The sequence below is a fragment of the Rhodococcus jostii RHA1 genome (genome assembly GCF_000014565.1).
Taxonomy (GTDB): domain Bacteria; phylum Actinomycetota; class Actinomycetes; order Mycobacteriales; family Mycobacteriaceae; genus Rhodococcus_F; species Rhodococcus_F jostii_A.
The window spans coordinates 2,121,875-2,139,965 of record NC_008268.1; the positions used below are offsets into that span (position 1 = coordinate 2,121,875).

At 68.7% G+C, this 18,091-nt stretch carries 16 protein-coding genes and 1 pseudogene; 12 read left to right on the forward strand and 5 right to left on the reverse strand.

What is annotated here, in order from left to right; translation table 11 throughout:
- Positions 1–29 precede the first annotated feature (29 nt).
- Positions 30–2,357, reverse strand: a complete 2,328-nt coding sequence (locus RHA1_RS09760) for an arylsulfatase (protein WP_041812363.1) — start codon at positions 2,355–2,357, stop codon at positions 30–32.
- Positions 2,358–2,510: 153 nt separating this feature from the next.
- Here RHA1_RS09760 and RHA1_RS09765 point away from each other — a divergent pair, with 153 nt between their 5' ends.
- The 10 genes and pseudogenes from RHA1_RS09765 to RHA1_RS09810 all read left to right on the forward strand — a co-directional run bounded on the left by RHA1_RS09765 (position 2,511) and on the right by RHA1_RS09810 (position 9,784).
- The gene (locus RHA1_RS09765; protein WP_011594874.1) at positions 2,511–2,960 is read left to right on the forward strand and encodes a hypothetical protein; all 450 of its coding nucleotides are present in this window, start codon (positions 2,511–2,513) and stop codon (positions 2,958–2,960) included.
- Positions 2,961–2,963: 3 nt separating this feature from the next.
- The gene (locus tag RHA1_RS09770; RefSeq protein ID WP_009474686.1) at positions 2,964–3,359 is read left to right on the forward strand and encodes a VOC family protein; all 396 of its coding nucleotides are present in this window, start codon (positions 2,964–2,966) and stop codon (positions 3,357–3,359) included.
- A gap of 79 nt (positions 3,360–3,438) precedes the next feature.
- A complete protein-coding gene (locus RHA1_RS09775) occupies positions 3,439–4,647 on the forward strand; it encodes an inorganic phosphate transporter (RefSeq protein ID WP_009474687.1) in 1,209 nt (402 codons plus the stop codon).
- Positions 4,648–4,657: 10 nt separating this feature from the next.
- Positions 4,658–4,924: a hypothetical protein gene (locus tag RHA1_RS09780; RefSeq protein WP_009474688.1), complete on the forward strand. Its 267-nt coding sequence runs from the start codon at positions 4,658–4,660 to the stop codon at positions 4,922–4,924.
- 45 nt (positions 4,925–4,969) lie between these two features.
- Entirely contained in the window at positions 4,970–5,323 is a 354-nt protein-coding gene (locus RHA1_RS09785; protein WP_011594875.1) for a DUF3349 domain-containing protein, read from the forward strand.
- Positions 5,324–5,325: 2 nt separating this feature from the next.
- Positions 5,326–5,625, forward strand: coding sequence for a DUF3349 domain-containing protein (locus RHA1_RS09790; RefSeq protein WP_009474690.1), 300 nt, complete (start codon positions 5,326–5,328; stop codon positions 5,623–5,625).
- On the forward strand, positions 5,622–6,767 hold the full coding sequence (menE, locus tag RHA1_RS09795) for an o-succinylbenzoate--CoA ligase (RefSeq protein WP_011594876.1): 1,146 nt from the start codon (positions 5,622–5,624) through the stop codon (positions 6,765–6,767). The genes RHA1_RS09790 and menE overlap by 4 nt, the downstream gene beginning before the upstream one ends.
- A gap of 169 nt (positions 6,768–6,936) precedes the next feature.
- Positions 6,937–7,844: pseudogene (locus RHA1_RS09800) on the forward strand (hypothetical protein).
- A gap of 126 nt (positions 7,845–7,970) precedes the next feature.
- Positions 7,971–8,957 carry a daunorubicin resistance protein DrrA family ABC transporter ATP-binding protein gene (locus tag RHA1_RS09805; RefSeq protein ID WP_011594878.1) on the forward strand — a complete coding sequence of 329 codons (987 nt, stop codon included), beginning with the start codon at positions 7,971–7,973 and terminating at the stop codon, positions 8,955–8,957.
- Positions 8,954–9,784 (forward strand): ABC transporter permease, encoded by an 831-nt coding sequence (locus RHA1_RS09810; RefSeq protein ID WP_011594879.1) that lies wholly within the window; start codon positions 8,954–8,956, stop codon positions 9,782–9,784. The genes RHA1_RS09805 and RHA1_RS09810 overlap by 4 nt, the downstream gene beginning before the upstream one ends.
- A gap of 52 nt (positions 9,785–9,836) precedes the next feature.
- Here the strand turns inward: RHA1_RS09810 and tatA are convergent, their stop codons facing one another.
- The 3 genes from tatA to RHA1_RS09825 are packed head-to-tail and all read right to left on the reverse strand — an operon-like array spanning position 9,837 to position 12,288.
- Entirely contained in the window at positions 9,837–10,004 is a 168-nt protein-coding gene (tatA, locus tag RHA1_RS09815) for a Sec-independent protein translocase subunit TatA (RefSeq protein WP_011594880.1), read from the reverse strand.
- A complete protein-coding gene (locus RHA1_RS09820) occupies positions 10,004–10,678 on the reverse strand; it encodes a Rid family hydrolase (RefSeq protein WP_011594881.1) in 675 nt (224 codons plus the stop codon). The genes tatA and RHA1_RS09820 overlap by 1 nt, the downstream gene beginning before the upstream one ends.
- 29 nt (positions 10,679–10,707) lie before the next feature.
- Positions 10,708–12,288, reverse strand: coding sequence for a flavin monoamine oxidase family protein (locus RHA1_RS09825; RefSeq protein ID WP_009474696.1), 1,581 nt, complete (start codon positions 12,286–12,288; stop codon positions 10,708–10,710).
- A gap of 226 nt (positions 12,289–12,514) precedes the next feature.
- Between RHA1_RS09825 and RHA1_RS09830 the strand changes: the two genes are divergently transcribed.
- Together RHA1_RS09830 and RHA1_RS09835 are read left to right on the forward strand one after the other, a co-directional pair.
- On the forward strand, positions 12,515–14,029 hold the full coding sequence (locus tag RHA1_RS09830) for an APC family permease (RefSeq protein WP_011594883.1): 1,515 nt from the start codon (positions 12,515–12,517) through the stop codon (positions 14,027–14,029).
- Complete coding sequence (locus RHA1_RS09835) at positions 14,029–14,769, forward strand: IclR family transcriptional regulator (RefSeq protein WP_011594884.1); 741 nt, start codon at positions 14,029–14,031, stop codon at positions 14,767–14,769. The genes RHA1_RS09830 and RHA1_RS09835 overlap by 1 nt, the downstream gene beginning before the upstream one ends.
- Positions 14,770–14,778: 9 nt before the next feature.
- Here RHA1_RS09835 and RHA1_RS44525 read toward each other — a convergent pair whose 3' ends face one another.
- On the reverse strand, positions 14,779–18,036 hold the full coding sequence (locus RHA1_RS44525) for an AfsR/SARP family transcriptional regulator (protein WP_050787275.1): 3,258 nt from the start codon (positions 18,034–18,036) through the stop codon (positions 14,779–14,781).
- Positions 18,037–18,091: the final 55 nt, after the last annotated feature.

Consider the following 18,091-nt stretch of genomic DNA (forward strand, 5'->3'; position numbering starts at 1 on the left):
CGCGACCCGCATCCCGTATTTCTGAGCGCCTACGTGTACTCGACCGCCATCCGGTCGATGGTGCCGTTGAACGGGAACGGCGCCTTGTCGTAGTAGTCCAGCGACACCGGGGAACCGAGGCAGGTGCCGACGTCGAGACAGTCGTTGGCTGTGAACAGCAACGGCACGCTCACCGGCACCTGCCCCTCCCCGACGACATCGCCGTCGACACAGAGCTTCACGTTCAGCGGTCCACCGGGCCGCGCCTCGACGAACTCCGTGACCACCTGCACCGTGCGGGTGCCCGGCGGGATCGGCACCGTCGAACGAATCTTGGTGCGCATCAGGATGAACAGGTTGTACTCGTAACAGAGGTAGCCGTCGTCGACGAAACACGTGAGTCCGCCGGCGTTGCTCCCCAGCGCGTAGAGCACTCCGCTCGGATTGTCCGGCGCGGAGAGGTCGAGGGTGACCCGGTTGTTCTTGTTCCCCAGCGCGGGAGCGCAGAACTCGGGCATGCGGATCGTGTCGCCGGAGAACTCCCAGCTCGTGTACGGCGTCGTGATCCGCTGCTCGGGATGCAGCGCGATGACCCACAGCCCGCCGCCGACGGGGAGCGCGTTGTTCTTCGCAGCCTCGATCGCGAACAGTTCCCGCAATTGCGCCAGCTTCTGCGGATACTGCTCGGCGAGATCCCGGTTCTGGGTCCAGTCCTCGTCCAGGTTGTAGAGCTCCCACACGTCGTCGTCCGGGCTCCAGTCGCGGATGCCGCCCGGCACACCCGCCGCCCAGGGTGCGCGTGGCCCGAACGCGGACGCCATCCAACCGTCGTGGTAAATCGCCCGGCTGCCCATGATCTCGAAGTACTGGGTGAGCTTTCCCCCGGTGGCGTCGCGTTCGACGAGCGTCTGCGCGAAGCTGGTGCCGTCCACCGGGTCCTGCGGAACACCGTTCACCGTCCGCGGCGGGGTGATTCCGACGATGTCGTACAGCGTCGGTACCACGTCGTTGCAGTGCAGGAAATGCGTGCGAGGCGTCGGGTCCGGTGTCACCTTCGCCGGCCACCGCACGACCATCGGGTTGCGGGTGCCACCGAGATGGGACGCCAGCAGCTTCATCCCCTTGTACGGCGCGCTGCCCGCCCACGCCCAGCCCGCGTGATACATGTTGTCGGTCTTCGGCGACCCCAGGACGTCGAGGCCACCGAGTTCCTCGAGGGCCGCGATGTGCTGGGCCGTTGTGGTGGGAATGCCGTTCTGCGCCAACAGTTCACTGATCGTTCCGTTCTGACCCTCACCCGACGAGCCGTTGTCGCCCCAGATGTACAGGACCAGTGTGTCGTCCCTGTAGCCCAGACGGTCGAGCTCGTCGAACAACCTGCCCACCTGGACGTCGCAGTGCTCGGCATACCCGGCCGCGACCTCCATCAGCCGGCGCTGGAAGGGTTTCTCGTCCTCGGGAATGTCGTCCCATGCGGCCATCGTCGGGTCCCGGTCGGTCAGCTCCGCTTCGGGGGGAATCCAGCCCTTCTCCTTCGCCCTCGTGAAGACCCGCTCCCGGTAGGCATCCCAGCCGTCGTCGAACTTCCCGGCGTACTTGTCGGCCCACGGCTTCATGATGTGGTGCGGTCCGTGCAGACAGCCGCTGGCCCAGTACATGAAGAACGGTTTGTCGGCGTCGAACGCCTTGTGCCTGCGCAGCCAGCCGATGGCATCGTCGGCGAGATCCTCACTGAGGTGGTATCCCTGCTCCGGGGTCTTCGGAGGCAGCACCACCGTCGTGTTCCGCACCAGGTTCGGCTCGTACTGCGACGCCTCGCCGGCGAGGAAGCCGTAGAAGTACTCGAACCCGAGACCCGTCGGCCAGTTGTCGAACGGGCCCGCGGCAGTGGTCTCCTCGGCCGGTGTGTTGTGCCATTTCCCGAAAGCGGCAGTGCTGTACCCGTAGTGGCGCAGCACCTCGGGCCCCGTCGCACTCGACCTCGGGATGCGGCCGGAGTAGCCGTCCCAGTCGTTGGCCAGTTCGGCGATCTGCCCGTTGCCGACGCGATGGTGGTTGCGTCCGGTCAGCAGCGACGCCCGGGTCGGCGAACACATTGCGGTCGTATGGAATCGGTTGTACCCGAGACCGTCCTGCAACATCGCGTCGAGCGTCGGGGTGTTCACCTCACCGCCGAGGCCGCTCGGCAGGCCCGGCCCGGCGTCGTCGATGAGGACGATCAGAATGTTCGGGGCGTCGTCGGGAAGCCGCCGCTCCTTCGGACGAGGGCTGTACACCGACTCCTGCATGGTCCGGCCGGCGATGCTTCCCGACGGTGTCGGCGGGAACGGTAACGATTCGCCGCCCGCTATCGGCTTGCCTGTCACGCTCGATGTCATGGCCCGGTCCCCTCGTCGTCCGATGCTGTCGATCCAGTCCAACATCGGGCGGTCGCGCACGAGTAGACCCACGGAGGGTGAAATACGCGGGCCGATTCGTCGCCTCGGCAGGAGAGGACACGCGGGGTCTCCGATTCGGGCACACTGACCCACATGAGCATCGACCGCGAGCTCCCCGCACCGGAACATCGCCGTCCCCCCGGAGTGAGCGACGACACCGTCGCCGCGCTCGGGAAGTTGTCGGAGGCCCTCGAAACGGTCGAGCGTGCCCGCGGGCACCTCTACTCGTTCCATCAGCTGATCGGACACGCCGATCTTCAGCTCGGCGAAGCCGTCGAAGCGCTCCGCGCCGCGGGACACGCGGCCGTCGCGGACCGGGTGGAGACCGAACTCGTGGGACGCAACGTCGTCGAGGGCCGGTGGACGTTCCAGATCGTCGAGGAGTTCGACGATCACTACTGGTCGCCGCTGCGCGAGCACGAGCGTGACGCACGTCACGAACTCGCCGACGGACGGCGGCACCTGTTCGAGGCGGAGATGAAGGAAGATCGACGGACACACGGCCGGACGGGGCACGAAGCCCGTCCCGGCGAAGGAGGGTGAGGCGTGGAGATCCTCAGCAGCAGGACGATTCTGCGGCCCCGCGACTACACGACGACGCTGAGCTTCTACCGCGACATCCTCGGACTCGCGACCGCCCGCGAATACCCCGGCGGCACGGTGTTCTTCGCCGGTCAGGGCCTGATCGAGGTTGCCGCGCACGGGGGAACCGGCGAGTCGTCCTCCTTCGACGGCGCCCTGTGGCTGCAGGTTCGCGATCTCACGGCGGTGCAGACCGAGCTGGTTCTGGCCGGGGTGAAGATCGACCGCGAAGCCCGGCAGGAACCGTGGGGGCTGTTCGAGATGTGGATCGCGGACCCCGACGGAATCCCGATCGTTCTGGTGCAGATCCCAGAGGATCACCCCATCCGCCGCGACACCCGTCCGAAGGGTGAGAACTGACGGAAGGCCATACGCAGGAGTGATCCTGTACACCGGACGTCAGCTGTACATTCTCGGTTGAAATCCGCACAATCTGGGTGTGACCGCAGAGCTCGTAGTTCTCCTGGTGGTGGTCGTCACCGCCCTCGCTTTCGATTTCACGAACGGCTTTCACGACACCGGCAATGCAATGGCCACCTCGATCGCGACGGGAGCTCTGCGACCCAAGGCCGCTGTCGCGCTCTCCGCATCGTTGAATCTGGTCGGCGCGTTCCTGTCCGTGGAGGTTGCGGCGACCGTCGCCAAGGGCGTGGTGAACCTGGGAGAAGTCGGCGGCGAGGATCTGCTGCTCATCGTGTTCGCCGGGCTGGTCGGCGGGATCATCTGGAATCTGGCGACGTGGCTGCTGGGCCTGCCGTCGAGCTCGTCCCACGCACTGTTCGGCGGACTGATCGGTGCGGCCATCGCGTCCATCGGCATGAGCGGTGTCGAGTGGGGCGGCGTGCTCAGCAAGGTCGTCGTTCCCGCCGTCCTCGCCCCCGTGGTCGCAGCGCTGGTCGCCACCGCGGGCACCAAGCTGGTCTACCGGATCACCTCCGGCGTGCCGGAGGACACCAAGGAGCACGGGTTCCGCATCGGCCAGATCGGTTCCGCATCCCTGGTATCGCTTGCCCACGGAACCAACGACGCCCAGAAGACGATGGGCGTGATCTTCCTCGCACTCGTCGCGCACGGAAGCCTGTCAGCAGACGACGAGATGCCGTTCTGGGTGAAGCTCAGTTGCGCCATCGCCATCGCGCTCGGCACCTACCTCGGCGGCTGGCGCATCATCCGCACGCTCGGCAAGGGACTCGTCGAGATCGCCGCTCCCCAGGGCATGGCCGCGGAGTCGTCGTCCGCCGCAATCATCCTGACGTCCAGCCACCTCGGACTGCCGCTGTCCACCACGCACGTCGCGACCGGCTCCATCCTCGGCACCGGCCTCGGCCGCAAGGGCGCCGAGGTCCGCTGGGGCATCGCCGGACGTATGGCCGTCGCGTGGCTCGTCACGCTGCCGTCCGCGGCGATCGTGGGAGCCGTGTGCTGGGTCATCGCCCACATGATCGGCGGCCTGCCCGGTGTTCTCGTCGTGTTCGCCGCCCTGATCGTGCTCGCCGGGTTCATGTACCTGCGCTCCCGCCTGCAGCCGGTGACGTCCGGCAACGTCAACGCGGAGTGGGAGTCGGGCGGTGCCGACGTTCCCGCCGAACCCACCGAGCCGGGTGTGGCCGAGACCGCGGACTCCGCCGGTCCCGCCACGAGCCGCTGAGGGGCTCGCCATGACACTGCTGACCACCACCGTCAACTCGCTCTGGCAGGTCATCCTCGTCGGTCTGCTGTTCGGTGCCGGCCTACCCGCGATCTTCGCGCTCGGACTGCGCTCGCTCGGCGGCACGGACACCGGCGAGGGCGTCTCGCAGCCGACCGCCGCAGGCCGGATCGGCGCCTGGGCCTGCTTCGCCGTGGTGCTGATCGCGATCATCACTGGGATACTTCTCTTGATGCAGGGCTTTTTGGCCAGCAGCTTCGGTATCCACATCTTCTGAGCGGCGACCACGAGTCCCGTTCCATCGACGAAAGAAGCCGAACGCGTGCCCAAGAATTCACTTCGCTCCGTGCTCGACTGGCTACGCGCCGGGTACCCCGAGGGAATCCCGGCGAAGGACCATTTCGCGTTGCTGGCCGTGCTGCGTCGCCGTCTCACCGACGAGGAAATCGAACAGGTCGTCGCACTGTCCATCGAGACGGCCCACGAGACACCCGAACGCCACGTCGACTACGACAACATCCGCCGCCTCATCAGCGAGATCACCCACGAGGAACCCTCCGAGGAGGACGTCGCCCGGGTGACGGAGAACCTCGAGGCCGGAGGGTGGCCGGTCGGAACCGACGCCGAATGCGGCGAAGGCTCCGGCGACGGGGAAGAAACCCGCGACGCAGGCTAGCCATGAGCCTTCCACCGTTTCTCTCCTCCATCATCGGCTGGCTGCGAGCCGGCTACCCCAACGGCGTGCCCGAGCAGGACTACATTCCGTTGTTCGCGCTGCTCACCCGCCGCCTGTCGGAAGACGAGGTGGACGCCGTCGCCGACGCGCTCGTCGAGGAGGGTGACATTCCCATCGAGAAGACCGACATCCAGGTGCTCATCACCAAGGTCACCGACGAGTTGCCGCTGGAATCGGACGTCGACCGGGTGCGCAGCAACCTCGCCGCCGGCGGCTGGCCGCTGGCCGGGCCCGCCCAGTGAGCGAACTGCAGGTCCTGCCCGTCCCGTCGGGCGTCGGGGTTCTCGGCATCCTGCCGCAGCTGTCGGCGATCCTCGACGGAACCGCCCCCGCCACGCTCCCCGTCCCCGCCTCGGACGAGCGGGAGACCCGCCGACTGACGGACGCACTGCGCCCCGGGGAGCCGATCGACGACGGTGTCGCCCTCGTGGTCGCGACGTCCGGGACGACGGGAGTGCCGAAGGGGGCCATGCTGTCCGCGTCCGCCCTCCGCGCCAGCGGTGACGCGACACACGCGCGGCTCGGCGGTCCGGGCTCCTGGCTGCTGACCCTTCCCGCCCACCACATCGCGGGCATGCAGGTATTGCTGCGCAGTGTCCTCGCGGGCACCGAGCCGGTGGTGATCGACGTGACCGACGGCTTCGACCCCGGTGCGCTGCCTGCCGCAGTCGCGTCGATGAGCGGCCCCCGCCGCTACACCTCGCTCGTTCCGACCCAGCTGGTCAAGGCCCTCGACCACCCCGGCGCCGTCGGGTCGCTGGCCGCACTCGACGCCGTCCTCCTCGGCGGAGCCGCCACCCCCGCTCCGGTTCTCCGGCGCGCCGTCGACGCCGGCATCACCGTCGTCCGTACGTATGGCATGAGCGAGACGTGCGGTGGATGCGTGTACGACGGGGTGCCCCTCGACGGCGCCCGCGTGCGGATCGACGGTGGCGGCCGCGTCCTCCTCGGCGGGCCCATGCTCGCGTCCGGTTACCGCGGACTCCCCGACCATCCCGCGTTCGCCGAACCCGGCTGGTTCCGCACCGACGACGCCGGCGCCGTCACCGACGGCGTCCTCGGCATCTCCGGCAGACTCGACGAAGCCATCTCCACCGGCGGTCTCACCGTCGTCCCGCAAGTGGTCGAGGCGGCTCTCGTCGCGCACCCCGCCGTCCGGGAATGCGCGGTGATCGGCCTCCCCGACGAGCGACTGGGACGCCGCGTCACCGCTGTCGTCGTCGCCGAGCCCGGCACCGCACCGACACTCGCCGAACTCCGCTCCTTCGTCGAACGCACCCTCGACCCCACCGCCGCACCCCGCGAACTGCACCTCGTCGACACCCTCCCCCTCAGAGGCCCGGGAAAGGTCGACCGGCGCGCCCTGGAATCGCGGTTCGGCTAGCAGGTCCGCCTGTCCGCGGAGACATTGGCCAGATGCGCCCGCAATTTCCGCGCGTCTGGCCAAAATCCACGCGGATGCTGTTGTCCACAAGCCGACCTCTATCCACAGGCTCCGCGAAAGCCCAGGTGAGCGAACCGATCACCGCTGTGGGGTGGGGCACGATGTCGCCATGAGCGACCACGTGATCTTCCGACGCCAAGCCCTGGCCGACGGTTTCACCGACTCCGAGATCCGGCGTGCACGCGATTCCGGGCGTCTCGTGCGAATCGCGGCGGGTGCGTACGTTCCCGACGAGCACTTCGCCGCACTCGATGCGCCTGCGCTGCACCGGGCCCGCATTGCGGCGGCCGTGCAGTCGCGCCCACCCGGCGTCGTGGTGAGCCACACCTCTGCGGCACTGCTGCACGGCATGGACCTCGGCGACCTCCCATTGGAACGGGTGCATCTGACGAGGAACCACGCCTCCGGCGGTGGCCGAACCACGGGAGTCCACGTCCACGCCACACCGTTGGACGCGCCCGACGTCGTCACCCTGGGCGGGCTGGCGGTCACCTCCCCCGCCCGGACCGTGGTCGACACCGCACGCATCTCGACGTTCGACCAGGCCGTCGTCGTCGGCGATTCGGCCCTGCACCGTCGACTCGTCGCGCTCGACGAGATTCTGGACGAGGTCGGCCGAGCGGGACCTCGCAAGGGCCTCGCGACGGCGCGGCGGGCGGCGAGCTTCCTCGACGGTCGCAGCGAGAGCCCTGGGGAATCGCTGAGCCGCATCCGGATCCGCCAGCACGACCTGCCGTCTCCCGAACTCCAGAACGTGCTCCACGACGGCACCGGTACCTTCCTCGGCCGAGTCGATTTCTTCTGGAGAGAATTCGGCGCGGTCGGGGAGTTCGATGGCCTGGGAAAATACGGCGTCGACGGTGGCCAGGCGGCAGTCGCGGTCCACCGCGAGAAGCTCCGGGAGGACGCGATTCGCGACGCGAGGTCGTCCGGTGGACGTGGCGGGACCTGTTCGACTTCGCTGCCGTCAAGGTGCGCTTCGACAGGGCTTGCGCGCGTGCCGAGCACCGGCGCTGACAGACGTTTGGCGAGACATTCGCCAGATTCCGGCGCAATCGCCCCTGATTCAGGACGACGGTGTCCGCAAGCCCGTGCAAGAGGCGTGCAAGCCCGCTGCAAGGGGTGGGCTGCATCGTCTACGGCATGAACCTCACTGCAACTCCCCCAGCTATCGAGGCCGACGGGCTCGTGAAGCTCTTCGGCCGTCAGCGCGCCGTCGACGGCGTGAGCCTGTCCGTTCCGACCGGGTCGGTGTACGGAGTGCTCGGCCCGAACGGCGCCGGCAAGACCACGACGGTGCGGATGCTTGCGACGCTGTTGCGTCCGGACGGCGGCGAGGCCCGCATCTTCGGTCACGATGTGGTGCGCGAACCGAACGCGGTGCGCTCGCTGGTCGGGGTCACGGGCCAGTATGCGTCCGTCGACGAGGACCTGTCGGCGGTCGAGAATCTGGTGATCTTCGCCCGGTTGCTGGGCCTGAGCCGGGGTGATGCCCGCCGGAAGTGCACGGCACTGCTCGAGGAGTTCGACCTCACCGAGGCGGCGACGAAGCCGCTCAAGAATTTCTCGGGCGGCATGCGTCGACGTCTGGACCTGGCGGCCAGCCTGATCGCCCACCCTCCGCTGTTGTTCCTGGACGAGCCGACGACGGGTCTGGACCCTCGGACGCGCGCCCAGATGTGGGACACCATCCGCAGGCTGGTCGCGGACGGGTCGACGGTGCTGCTCACCACGCAGTATCTCGACGAGGCGGATCAGCTGGCCGATCGGATCGCCGTCATCGACCGCGGGAAGGTGATCGCGGACGGCACGGCCGACGAGTTGAAGGCGTCCGTCGGCGTCTCCTCGCTGCAGTTGACCCTGGTCGATCGCGGGCAGACCGACGACGCGCGGTCGGTGATCGCACACACTCTCGGTGTGGAGGTGGCGATCACCCCGGAGATCGGCCGCCTCACCGCACCGATGACCGATCCGTCGCTCACCGTGGAACTGTTGATCCGACTGCGCGACCACGGGATCGCCGTCGACGAGATCACCGTCCAGAAGCCGAGTCTCGACGAGGTCTTCCTCACCATCACCGGCCACGGCGCAGACGCCACCGAGGCCGACACCGAACGGAGCGTCGCATGACCACCACCCTCGAATCCCGCACTCACGCGGGTCCCCAACCGATTCCGGAGGCCCGGAACCGGATCAGCCTCGAGCAGTCCGTCGCGAACACGCTGACGATGGCGTACCGGGGACTGCTCAAGATCAAGCACAACCCCGAGCAGCTGTTCGACGTCGTCGTCCAGCCGATCATCTTCACGTTGATGTTCACATACATCTTCGGTGGCGCCATCTCCGGCGACGTGGCGTCGTATCTGCCGATCATCATCCCGGGCATCCTGGTCCAGACGGTGATCACCACGTCGATCGTGACGGGCACCCAGTTGCGGGAAGACATGGACAAGGGCGTCTTCGACCGCTTCAAGTCCCTGCCGATCGCCCGCATCGCGCCGCTGTCCGGTGCGCTCCTCGCCGACGTCGTGCGGTACGGCATCGCCACGACCATCACGTTCGCCGTCGGTATAGCGATGGGTTACCGGCCCGGCGGCGGTGTCGTCGGGGTGGTGTCGGCCGGCGCGCTCGTCATCGTCTGCGCCTTCTCGATCAGCTGGATCTTCGCCCTGATGGGTGTCCTGATGAGCAAAGCGTCTTCGGTGCAGGGCATTTCGATGCTCATTCTGTTCCCGCTGACGTTCATGTCGACCGCGTTCGTGCCCGCCGACACGATGCCGGGCTGGATGCAGGCGTTCGTGAACGTCAACCCCGTGTCGCACGTCGTGACCGCGGTGCGTGAACTCGTCAACGACGGCCACTTCGGTGTCCACGTCGTGTGGTCGCTGCTCGGCGCCGCCGTGATCGTCGCGATCATGGCTCCGCTGACGGTCCGGACGTACATGCGTAAGGCCTGACAACCGAAGAAGGAGCGAGCCGGTGGACGCGGGGTCCACCGGCTCGCTTCGTCTATTTCTCCAGTTCGGGGGCGTCCGCCTGCAACTCCCCCACCTCGGTCTTGAGGATCCGCATGGAGCGGCCCAGGCCGCGGGCGGCGTCAGGGAGTTTCTTCGACCCGAACAGCACCACGAGCACGATCGCGATGATCGCCCAGTGGCTCGGGCTCAGCGCCCCCACTACTGGGGCTCCTCACCGTCGGGGTACACGGCGTCCACCTCGACCTCGACGAGCCAGCCCGCGGCGGGCAGGCTCGCGACCTCGAGCGCGAACCGGCTGGGACGCGCGGAGTTCCGTTCCATCGGCGCGGCCGGTTCCGCGGTGCCGAGCGGGACCAGTTCGGTGTCCCCGGTGTCGAGGTTGGTGTTCGCGAAGAACTGCCGGTAGGCGCGGTTCCAGCCGGCGTAGTCGGCGCGGTCGGTGCCGGGGGCGTTGTCGAGGAACACCCGCATGGTCACGACGTCCTCGAGCGTCAGTCCCTGTGCCTCGAGATTGTCGCGAATCCGCTTCAGCGCGTTGATGCCCTGCGCCTCGGTGATCGTGACTCCGGCCGGGAGTGCGCCGCCCGCGAACACGTCGGTGTCGATGTACGACTCGGGGGTGCCCTCGGGTGCGGTCTTGTTCGACGCGCCCGGGCCGATGCCGCTCGACTTGTAGACGGCGGTGCCGCCGCCGATGGCCACACCCTGCGCGATCATCGGATTCGCCTCGCCGGCTTCGAGAACGGACTTCGACACGAAGGTGCTGCCGGGCGCCTCCGCCGCCGCCTCCTCGGAGGAGCACGATGTCGCCCCGGCGATCAGAGCGGATGCTGCGAGCGCGGCGGTCACGGCCTTGGTACGAAAAGACTTCACAGTTCACAACTCCTTGTTCGAGGGGAAGGTCAGGCTTCCTGGGCCACGCGCTCGTGGATGTGGGTGACGACGTCGCGGGCGGACGTCAGGGCGCCGTGCTGCCACGCGATCGCGTTGGACAGGTGGTCGCCGGCGAAGTAGATCTTGTCGACGGGTTCGAGCAGCTTCTCGTACTCGGGAGTGGCCGCCCCGCCGTGCGAGCCGCCGCTGCCCGCCCAGTTGGCCCAGGCACTCTCGGAGTACTTGGTGCGACGCCAGCTGCCCGAGAACGACGACGAGATGTCGCGGGTGTACTTCTCGCCGTGGATCTCCGAGCCCTCCGCGATCGCCTTGGCGAGCCGCTGGCGGTGGGTGAGGGATTCGAACGCTTCCTGACGCTTGCCGCTGCTGTAGTAGGCGACGACCACGCCTCGGTCGGAGTTGTAGTGGTCGTACGGGAACATGATCTGCGAGATGTCCTTGTCGGTGTTGGATGCGCCGCCGTAGATGCGGTCCTCCGTCTCCCACCACCGGCGCGAGTACTCGATGCCGAGCTTTCCGGACGACGACGGCTTGGCCGCCTTCAGTGCGGTGAGCACGTCGGCGGGCAGATTGTTCTGCAGTCGTCCGACGAGGTGCGGCGGGATCGTGCAGATCGCGTAGTCGGCGGTGATCGACTTCTTCGCGCCGCCCGCGGTGTATTCGACGGTGACGCCCTCGGACACGTTCTTCATCGACGTCACCTCGGCGCCGAAGACGATGTTGTCGGTGCCGATCCTGTCCTGGAAGGCGTAGTAGATCCGGTCCATGCCGCCGACCGGGGTGAACATCATCATCGCCTGGTCGTAGCCGAAGTCGAAGCTGAAGTTGCGGCCGATGCCGCTGCGGATCACTTCCTGCATCGCGAACGGCTTCTTCTCGGTGCCGAAGTTCAGGCCGGCCCCGGGCTCGGAATCGTAACCGCGACGGGAGGATCCGAGATAGCGGCCGTCGTCGGACAGGTCACCGAAGTCGCTGAGGAACTCCGACAGCGCATCCTTGTCCTCCCGGCTCAGCACCTGGTCGAGGGCGCCCTGATCGGTGGCCTTCTTCAGCAGCTCCGACATGTAGCCGAACGTGTCGGCCTTCGCGGCGCGGTAGGTGACGGACTGGCCCGACAGCGACGTGTCGCTCTGGTAGTTCACGAACGTGTTGGCGTTCTGGTTTCCGAAGCCCTGGATCTCGACGCCGAGTTCGCGGCAGTAGTCGAGCGTGATGTGGCTCTGCGGGATGCGGGTGGCGCCGACGTTGTAGAAGTGCCCCTCGGAGAACGTGCATTTCTGCGTCTCGCCGTTCAGGTCGGTCTCCTCGGTGCCGCCCCGGGCCGTCCAGACGCGGCCGCCGGGCCGGGTGCGGGCCTCGAGGACCGTCACCGTGTACCCGGCCTTCTGCAGTTCGAACGCCGAACACAGACCGGCGGGGCCGCCGCCGAGCACGACCACGGAGTGACTGCCCTTCACCTTCCCGATCAGGTCGCCGGCCGCGAGCGGCTGGAACGCGCGGGCGGGAGCGGCGGTCGACGGTGCGAGCCCGAGCGTCGACATCGCGCCGTACGCGAGTCCCGCGCCCCCGGTGGCCCCGAGGCCCTTCATGAAAGATCTACGTGTGAATGCCAATTCGCGCTCCCATTCTTGCGCCCGGCGACCCGGGTAACTTGTCCGGATTCATCCTGGGAGGAACGCGAGTCGGGAAGTTGTCGGCGGCGAAACAGTCTGAGGCCGGCGAGCGAGAACGGGCGCGGGCCGTTCTCACTCCCGAAGCGCAGTTCGACCCGAAACCGAAACTTTCCGGCAACACGACCCGGCTAGTTTCACGCGCATGTCAGCCCTTTCCGACGCCATCGCGCGTTCGTTCGCCACCGGCGAGCCCGAACGTCAGGCCGTGTCGCCGCTGCGTGCGCTGGGCCGGCGGCAGTTGTCGGGCTTCGAGGTTCTCGCCCAGTCGGTGGCCACGACGGCTCCGGCGGTGTCGATGGTGGTCCTGCCCGTCACCATGTTCACCCACCAGATGCTGCTGAGTGGTCTGATCACGATCGTCATCGCCACGGTGGTGGTCTCCCTGATCGCGGTGTGCGTCTCGCAGTTCACGCGACGTATGGCGGCCGCGGGCGGCCTCTACAGCTTCGTGTTCCAGGGCCTCGGCACGCGTGCCGCGCTGACCGCCGGGGTCGCCATGCTGACCAAGTACGTGGGCAGTGCGGTGATGACGCTGTACCACGGTGGCCAGGCCGTGATCGCGACGCTCGGCTTCTTCGGGCTGGAATTGCGCGAACCCGCCGAACGTCTCCTCGTGTACGCCGGGATCGCGATCGTGATCCTCGGCTGCCTGGTCCGCGGAGTGCGGTTCGCGGCCCTCGCCATCCTCGCCGTGGAATCGTGCTCGTTGCTCTTCATCGTCGGTCTGATGATCGTGACCGGCGCGGGCGGCCAGCACGCCGCAGTGCCGCCGTCCGATTCCGCGTACGGGCCGCTACTCATGACGCTGGCCGCGGTGTTCGCCCTGGCCGGCTTCGAGAGCGCGACGTTCTTCGGCCCGGAGGCCAAGCGCCCGCTCGCCACCGTCACCCGCACCGTGATGCTCACGCCGATGATCTGCGGCGGCCTGTTCATCTTCTCGGCGTGGGCCGCCTGGTCCGGTCGCACGGACACCCTGGTCAACGCGTACCTGCACGGCACCGGCACCGGGGTCGACCCGGCCGTGGTGATCGCCCTGAACCTCGGGTTGGGCACGTCGTGGCTGGCGTCGGCGATGGCGTCGTCGAATGCCGCGTCGCGCCTGCTGTATTCGATGGGGATCGAACGGGTCGTCCCGCGTCTGTTCGCCCGCGTGCACCGCAGCTACCGCACCCCGTACGCGGCACTGGCGGTCATCGTGTGCGCCGTCTGTGTCGGTGCCGCGACGTTCGGCATCGTCGGCAAATCGACCGGATTTTCTCACGTGCAGTTGATCGCCAGGACCGCGGTGGTCGCGGCGTACGTGCTGGTGGCCGTGGCATCGGTGCGGTTCCTCAGTCGCATCGGGGAACACACCCCTCTCGTCCTTGCGGCGGGAGTGGCGGGCAGCGCCGCCGGCGGAATCGTCCTGGCCTACATGCTGTTCGTCAACGTGGCCCACGGCTTCGCGATGGTCCCCACCGTGGTGCTGACCCTGTTGCTGTCGGGTTCGGCGTGGCAGCTGTACCTGCGATGGCGCCACCCGGCGAGTCTGCGGTCGATGGGTGTGTTCGACACGGCGGAAACGGACGATGTGCTGCCGGGAGCCGGGGTGTTCGCCACGGACGCCGCCGGAAACCTCGCGTTGACGGCGGCTGGACGCACCCCCGGGTCTCGGTGATGGGCGCCCGAGCCGGGGAGATCGCGGGCCACGAACCACGCGCCGTGCAGAAGGCGCTCGCCCTGCTCGAGGCCGTGGCTCAGCTCGGGTCCGGGGCGACCGCGCGAGACATCGCCGCGCACGCGGGGATCCCCCAGGCCACGGCGTACCGGTTGCTCAATCTCCTGACCGCCGACGGCTATCTGGTGCGGATCGCCGACCTGTCCGGGTTCGCGCTGGGCCGGCGGACCAGGCAGCTCGCGGGGGCGGAGGCGCCGGATCCGGTCGACCACCACGCCGTGCTCGAGGAACTGCGGGGGCAGGTGCGTTTCGGGATCCATCTGGCGTCGTTCGCGGGCGGCCGGGTACGACTGATCGATCGGGACCCCGACCACGAACTCAGCGGCGAGAACACGATTGCCGCGCACCTGCACGCGTCCGCCATCGGCAAGATCCTCCTCGCGTCCCGTCCGGACCTGGTGCCGCCGAGTCTGCGCCGGGTCACGTCGCGGACCATCACCGACATCGCCGTGCTGCAGGGCGAACTCGACGCCGTCCGCCACACGGGTTCGGCCCGAGAAGTCGACGAGGTGCGGGTGGGCCGCAGCGCGGTCGCCGTCCCGGTGCACGATGCGCAGAACGCGGTGGCCGGTTGTCTTGCGGCGATCGGCAAGACCGGACGCCTGGCCGTCGACGATCCCGAACTCACCGACCTCCTGCGCTCGTGCGCGGCCAGGGTGAGCGGCCGGGTCCCCGCCTGAGGCCGCCACTCACCTCGAACCGGCGAGCATGTCCAGGATTTCGGCGCGCACCGCGCGACGCGACCAGTTGCCGAACCGCTCCTGCGCCGACTCCCAGCGGTCCTGGCCCACGCGCTCGAGCACGAACGCGACGTGCCGGGGGTGTCGCAGCGACGCGATGTCCTGCCGGGCACGGGCTTTCGCGGAGAGCGCCAGCAGCGCGAGGCCCCGATCCTGATCACCGTGCGCGAGCTCGAAGCACCCCACCCCGGCCGCGACGGTTCCGGTGACCGGCAGATCCTGGTAGGCACCCTGTCCCAGCCTCGACAGCGCCGCCTCCGCGAGCTTCGGCACGAACTCCACCATCATCTCGGACCGGCCGTGCAGCACGTGGGCGCACACCACCGACGCCGCCAGCATCATTCCGAACGGATCGGCGTGCGGCTCGGTCAACATCCGGGGATACACCATGTCCAGCGCCTCGCGGTAGCGGGCGAGCCCGCGTTCGACGTCGCCGTCCGCGAGATCGATTTCCGCGAGACTGCCGGTGGCGGCGGCCCGCCATTCGTCCGGCCGATGGTCGTCGGTCCCGGTCCCGGTGCCCGCGCCGCGATGCTCGAGTACCGTCTCGGCCAGCACCTTCCGGCCGGCCTCCACGTCACCGGCGGCGATCAGCGCTGAGGCCTGGAAGCCCCACAGCTGATCGGCCTCCTCCTGCGCACCCAGCTTCCGCATGCCGTCGACAGCATCCTGATAGTGCCGCACCGCGTCCCGGTACTCACCGGACTGGCTCTGCAGCGAACCGAGGAACTGCGACGCCATCGCCGTGCCCCACACGTCACCGATCGCCCCGCACAGTTCGGACACGGTCGTGGCATCCTTCATCGCGCCGCGGAAGTCGCCGAGGTTCTCCCGCATACTGGCCCGCGCGGAGACGGCGGCCGCGCGGGTCTCCGGATCCTCGGACCGCACGCCTTCCGCGACGATCCTCGCCAGGCGCCGACCCGAACCCAGAGACAGGATGAGTCGCACCGCGAACCCGGTGACCGACGGTAGGTCGGGGCGCTCCCGGAGCACGTGACGCAGCCGGATCCGGGCACGGGCGAGCGTGCGTGTCTGGCCACCGAACACCAGGTGCATCGCCGCGAGAAGGAACGTGTACGCCACCAGTTCCGAACCGACGTCCGTCAGGTCGGCGTCCGCCGTCGACCCGAGAATCCTTGGGGTCCAGTTCATCACTTCCGAGTGCGCGCCCCGAATGGCCCACAGTCCGCCCAGCACCGGGAACACGGTCGCCACCGTCTCGGCGTCGTCGCGCTCGACCGCCCACCGGAGGACCGCGAGCAGGTTGTCGTGGTCGGCGTCGATGTCGTCCGCGAGCGCGACCTGGTCGGCACGGCACCGGCGGAGCGCATCGGAAGCGAATCGGCTTGCCCAGACCCCTTGGCGAGCAAACACTTCCGTTCCCTCGCCGGCCGCCGCGAGTTGTTCCTCGCCGTATTCACGCACCGTCTCGAGCATGTAGTAGCGCAGTGTGTCCGACGTCTCCGACACGGACAGCAGCGATTGGTTGACGAGGCCCTCGACGGCGTCCACGACGTCGTCGACGCCGTCCCACTCCGCGATCGTCCGGGCGGCGTCGAGAGTGAACCCGGCCGGGAACCGGCAGAGTCTGCGCAGCGCGATCTGCTGTTGCTCACCCAGAAGCTGCCAGCTCCAGTCGATGACGGCGTGCAGGGTGCGGTGCCGTTCGGGCGACGTCGGGTCGTGGGATCGCAGTAGCGCGAACCGGTGCTCGAGCCGTCGGCCGATGTCCTCGACGCTCATGCTGCGCACCCGGGCCGCGGCGAGTTCGATCGCGAGCGGGAGACCGTCGAGGGTGCGGCAGACGCTGCGCACCGTTTCCGGGTCGAGGCGCGCGGTGGGCCGCACGGCGCGAGCCCGCGCCGTGAACAGTTGCACGGCCGGCGCGTCGTCGTCGTCGATCGCCAGCGGCGGCAGCGGGTACACGGCCTCGGACGCGAGCATGAGAGGGGACCGGCTGGTGGCGAGGACGGTCAGCTGGTCGCCGGCGGCCACCAGGTCGGCCACGACCTCGGAGCAGGCGCCGATGACGTGCTCACAGTTGTCGAGGATCAGGAGCATGGGCCCTGCCGACAGCGCTTCCCGGAGCCGTTCCCGCGCCGAATGGACGCGGCTGACCGTGAGCCGGCCCGGCGCGATGTCGACCTCGCTGAGCCCGAGCGTGCTGCTGATCGCCGCCACGACGTCCTCGCTGCTGCGCAGCGACGCGAGTTCCACCAGAGCCACGGACGTTCCCGCGGCTGCCCGCGCGCCCAGTTCGTGGGCGAGTCGCGTCTTGCCGGCACCGCCGGGCCCGAGGACGGTCACCACCCGCGAGGATGTGAGCAGCTTCTCGATCTCCGCGATGTCCGAGTCGCGTCCCAGGAGCGCGTTGGGTGCCGCGCGGAGCCCGATCGCCGTCCGATCCGGCGACGCGAGGTGCGGAGCCGCCACGTCATCGGAACGTCCGCCCCGCAGGATCTCGGTGTGCAGGGCGACGAGCGCCTGCGACGGATCGGACCCCAGCCGGGACACCATCCGCTTGCGGAACGTCGCGAACACGTCCAGCGCCTCGTTGTCCCGTCCGAGCCCGGCGAGCGCCCGCATCAGGTGCGCGTGCGCCTGCTCGTCGAGAGGTTCGGCGGCGACGTGGGCCAGCGCCTTCGGGAGGGCGGCGTCCCAGTCCTCCACCTTCACCAGCGCAGCAAGTTCCGCGGCCTCGAGTTGCGCCCGGATCACGGCGGCGTCGGCAGCGAGTTCCGTTGCGGCGGCACTGCCGGGAAGGTCGGCGCCGGGGTCGCCGCGCCACAGCGCGAGGACGTCGCGGATCTCGTCGGGCCCGACGCTGCGACCGTTCCCCCGGCCCCGCAGCCGACGTGCCACGTCTTCTGCGCGCGCCAGATCGACGGCATCCCTGGGCACCGCCAGCCGGTAACCGGCCGGGCCGATCTCCAGTGCTCCGTCCGGCAACGCCGCACGCAGACGGGAGACCTGCGTGTGCAGCGCGTTCATCGGGGACCGCGGCGGATCGTCGCCCCACACCTCGTCGATGAGGGCCTGCGCCGACCGACTCCGGCCGGGATCGCGGGCGAGCGCCACCAGCAGACTGCGCGCGCGGGTGCCGGGCAGCGGTGCGAGCACGCCCGATCGCCACGTCGATACCTCACCCAACAAGGCGACCTGGATCGGTGTGCTCGCCGGCGCCACCCTCTCGTCCACGCTCATGTGCTGGTCCACCGCGTTCGATGGTATTGCACGGCGTGGGTGCGGGCGTCTTCTC

Excerpts from the sequence above, each read along its gene's own strand:
- RHA1_RS09760 (WP_041812363.1), bottom strand. The coding sequence starts at position 2,357 with ATGACATCGAGCGTGACAGGCAAGCCGATAGCGGGCGGCGAATCGTTA.
- RHA1_RS09765 (WP_011594874.1), top strand. The coding sequence starts at position 2,511 with ATGAGCATCGACCGCGAGCTCCCCGCACCGGAACATCGCCGTCCCCCC.
- RHA1_RS09780 (WP_009474688.1), top strand. The coding sequence starts at position 4,658 with ATGACACTGCTGACCACCACCGTCAACTCGCTCTGGCAGGTCATCCTC.
- RHA1_RS09790 (WP_009474690.1), top strand. The coding sequence starts at position 5,326 with ATGAGCCTTCCACCGTTTCTCTCCTCCATCATCGGCTGGCTGCGAGCC.
- RHA1_RS09805 (WP_011594878.1), top strand. The coding sequence starts at position 7,971 with ATGAACCTCACTGCAACTCCCCCAGCTATCGAGGCCGACGGGCTCGTG.
- RHA1_RS09810 (WP_011594879.1), top strand. The coding sequence starts at position 8,954 with ATGACCACCACCCTCGAATCCCGCACTCACGCGGGTCCCCAACCGATT.
- RHA1_RS09825 (WP_009474696.1), bottom strand. The coding sequence starts at position 12,288 with ATGAAGGGCCTCGGGGCCACCGGGGGCGCGGGACTCGCGTACGGCGCG.
- RHA1_RS09830 (WP_011594883.1), top strand. The coding sequence starts at position 12,515 with ATGTCAGCCCTTTCCGACGCCATCGCGCGTTCGTTCGCCACCGGCGAG.
- RHA1_RS09835 (WP_011594884.1), top strand. The coding sequence starts at position 14,029 with ATGGGCGCCCGAGCCGGGGAGATCGCGGGCCACGAACCACGCGCCGTG.
- RHA1_RS44525 (WP_050787275.1), bottom strand. The coding sequence starts at position 18,036 with ATGAGCGTGGACGAGAGGGTGGCGCCGGCGAGCACACCGATCCAGGTC.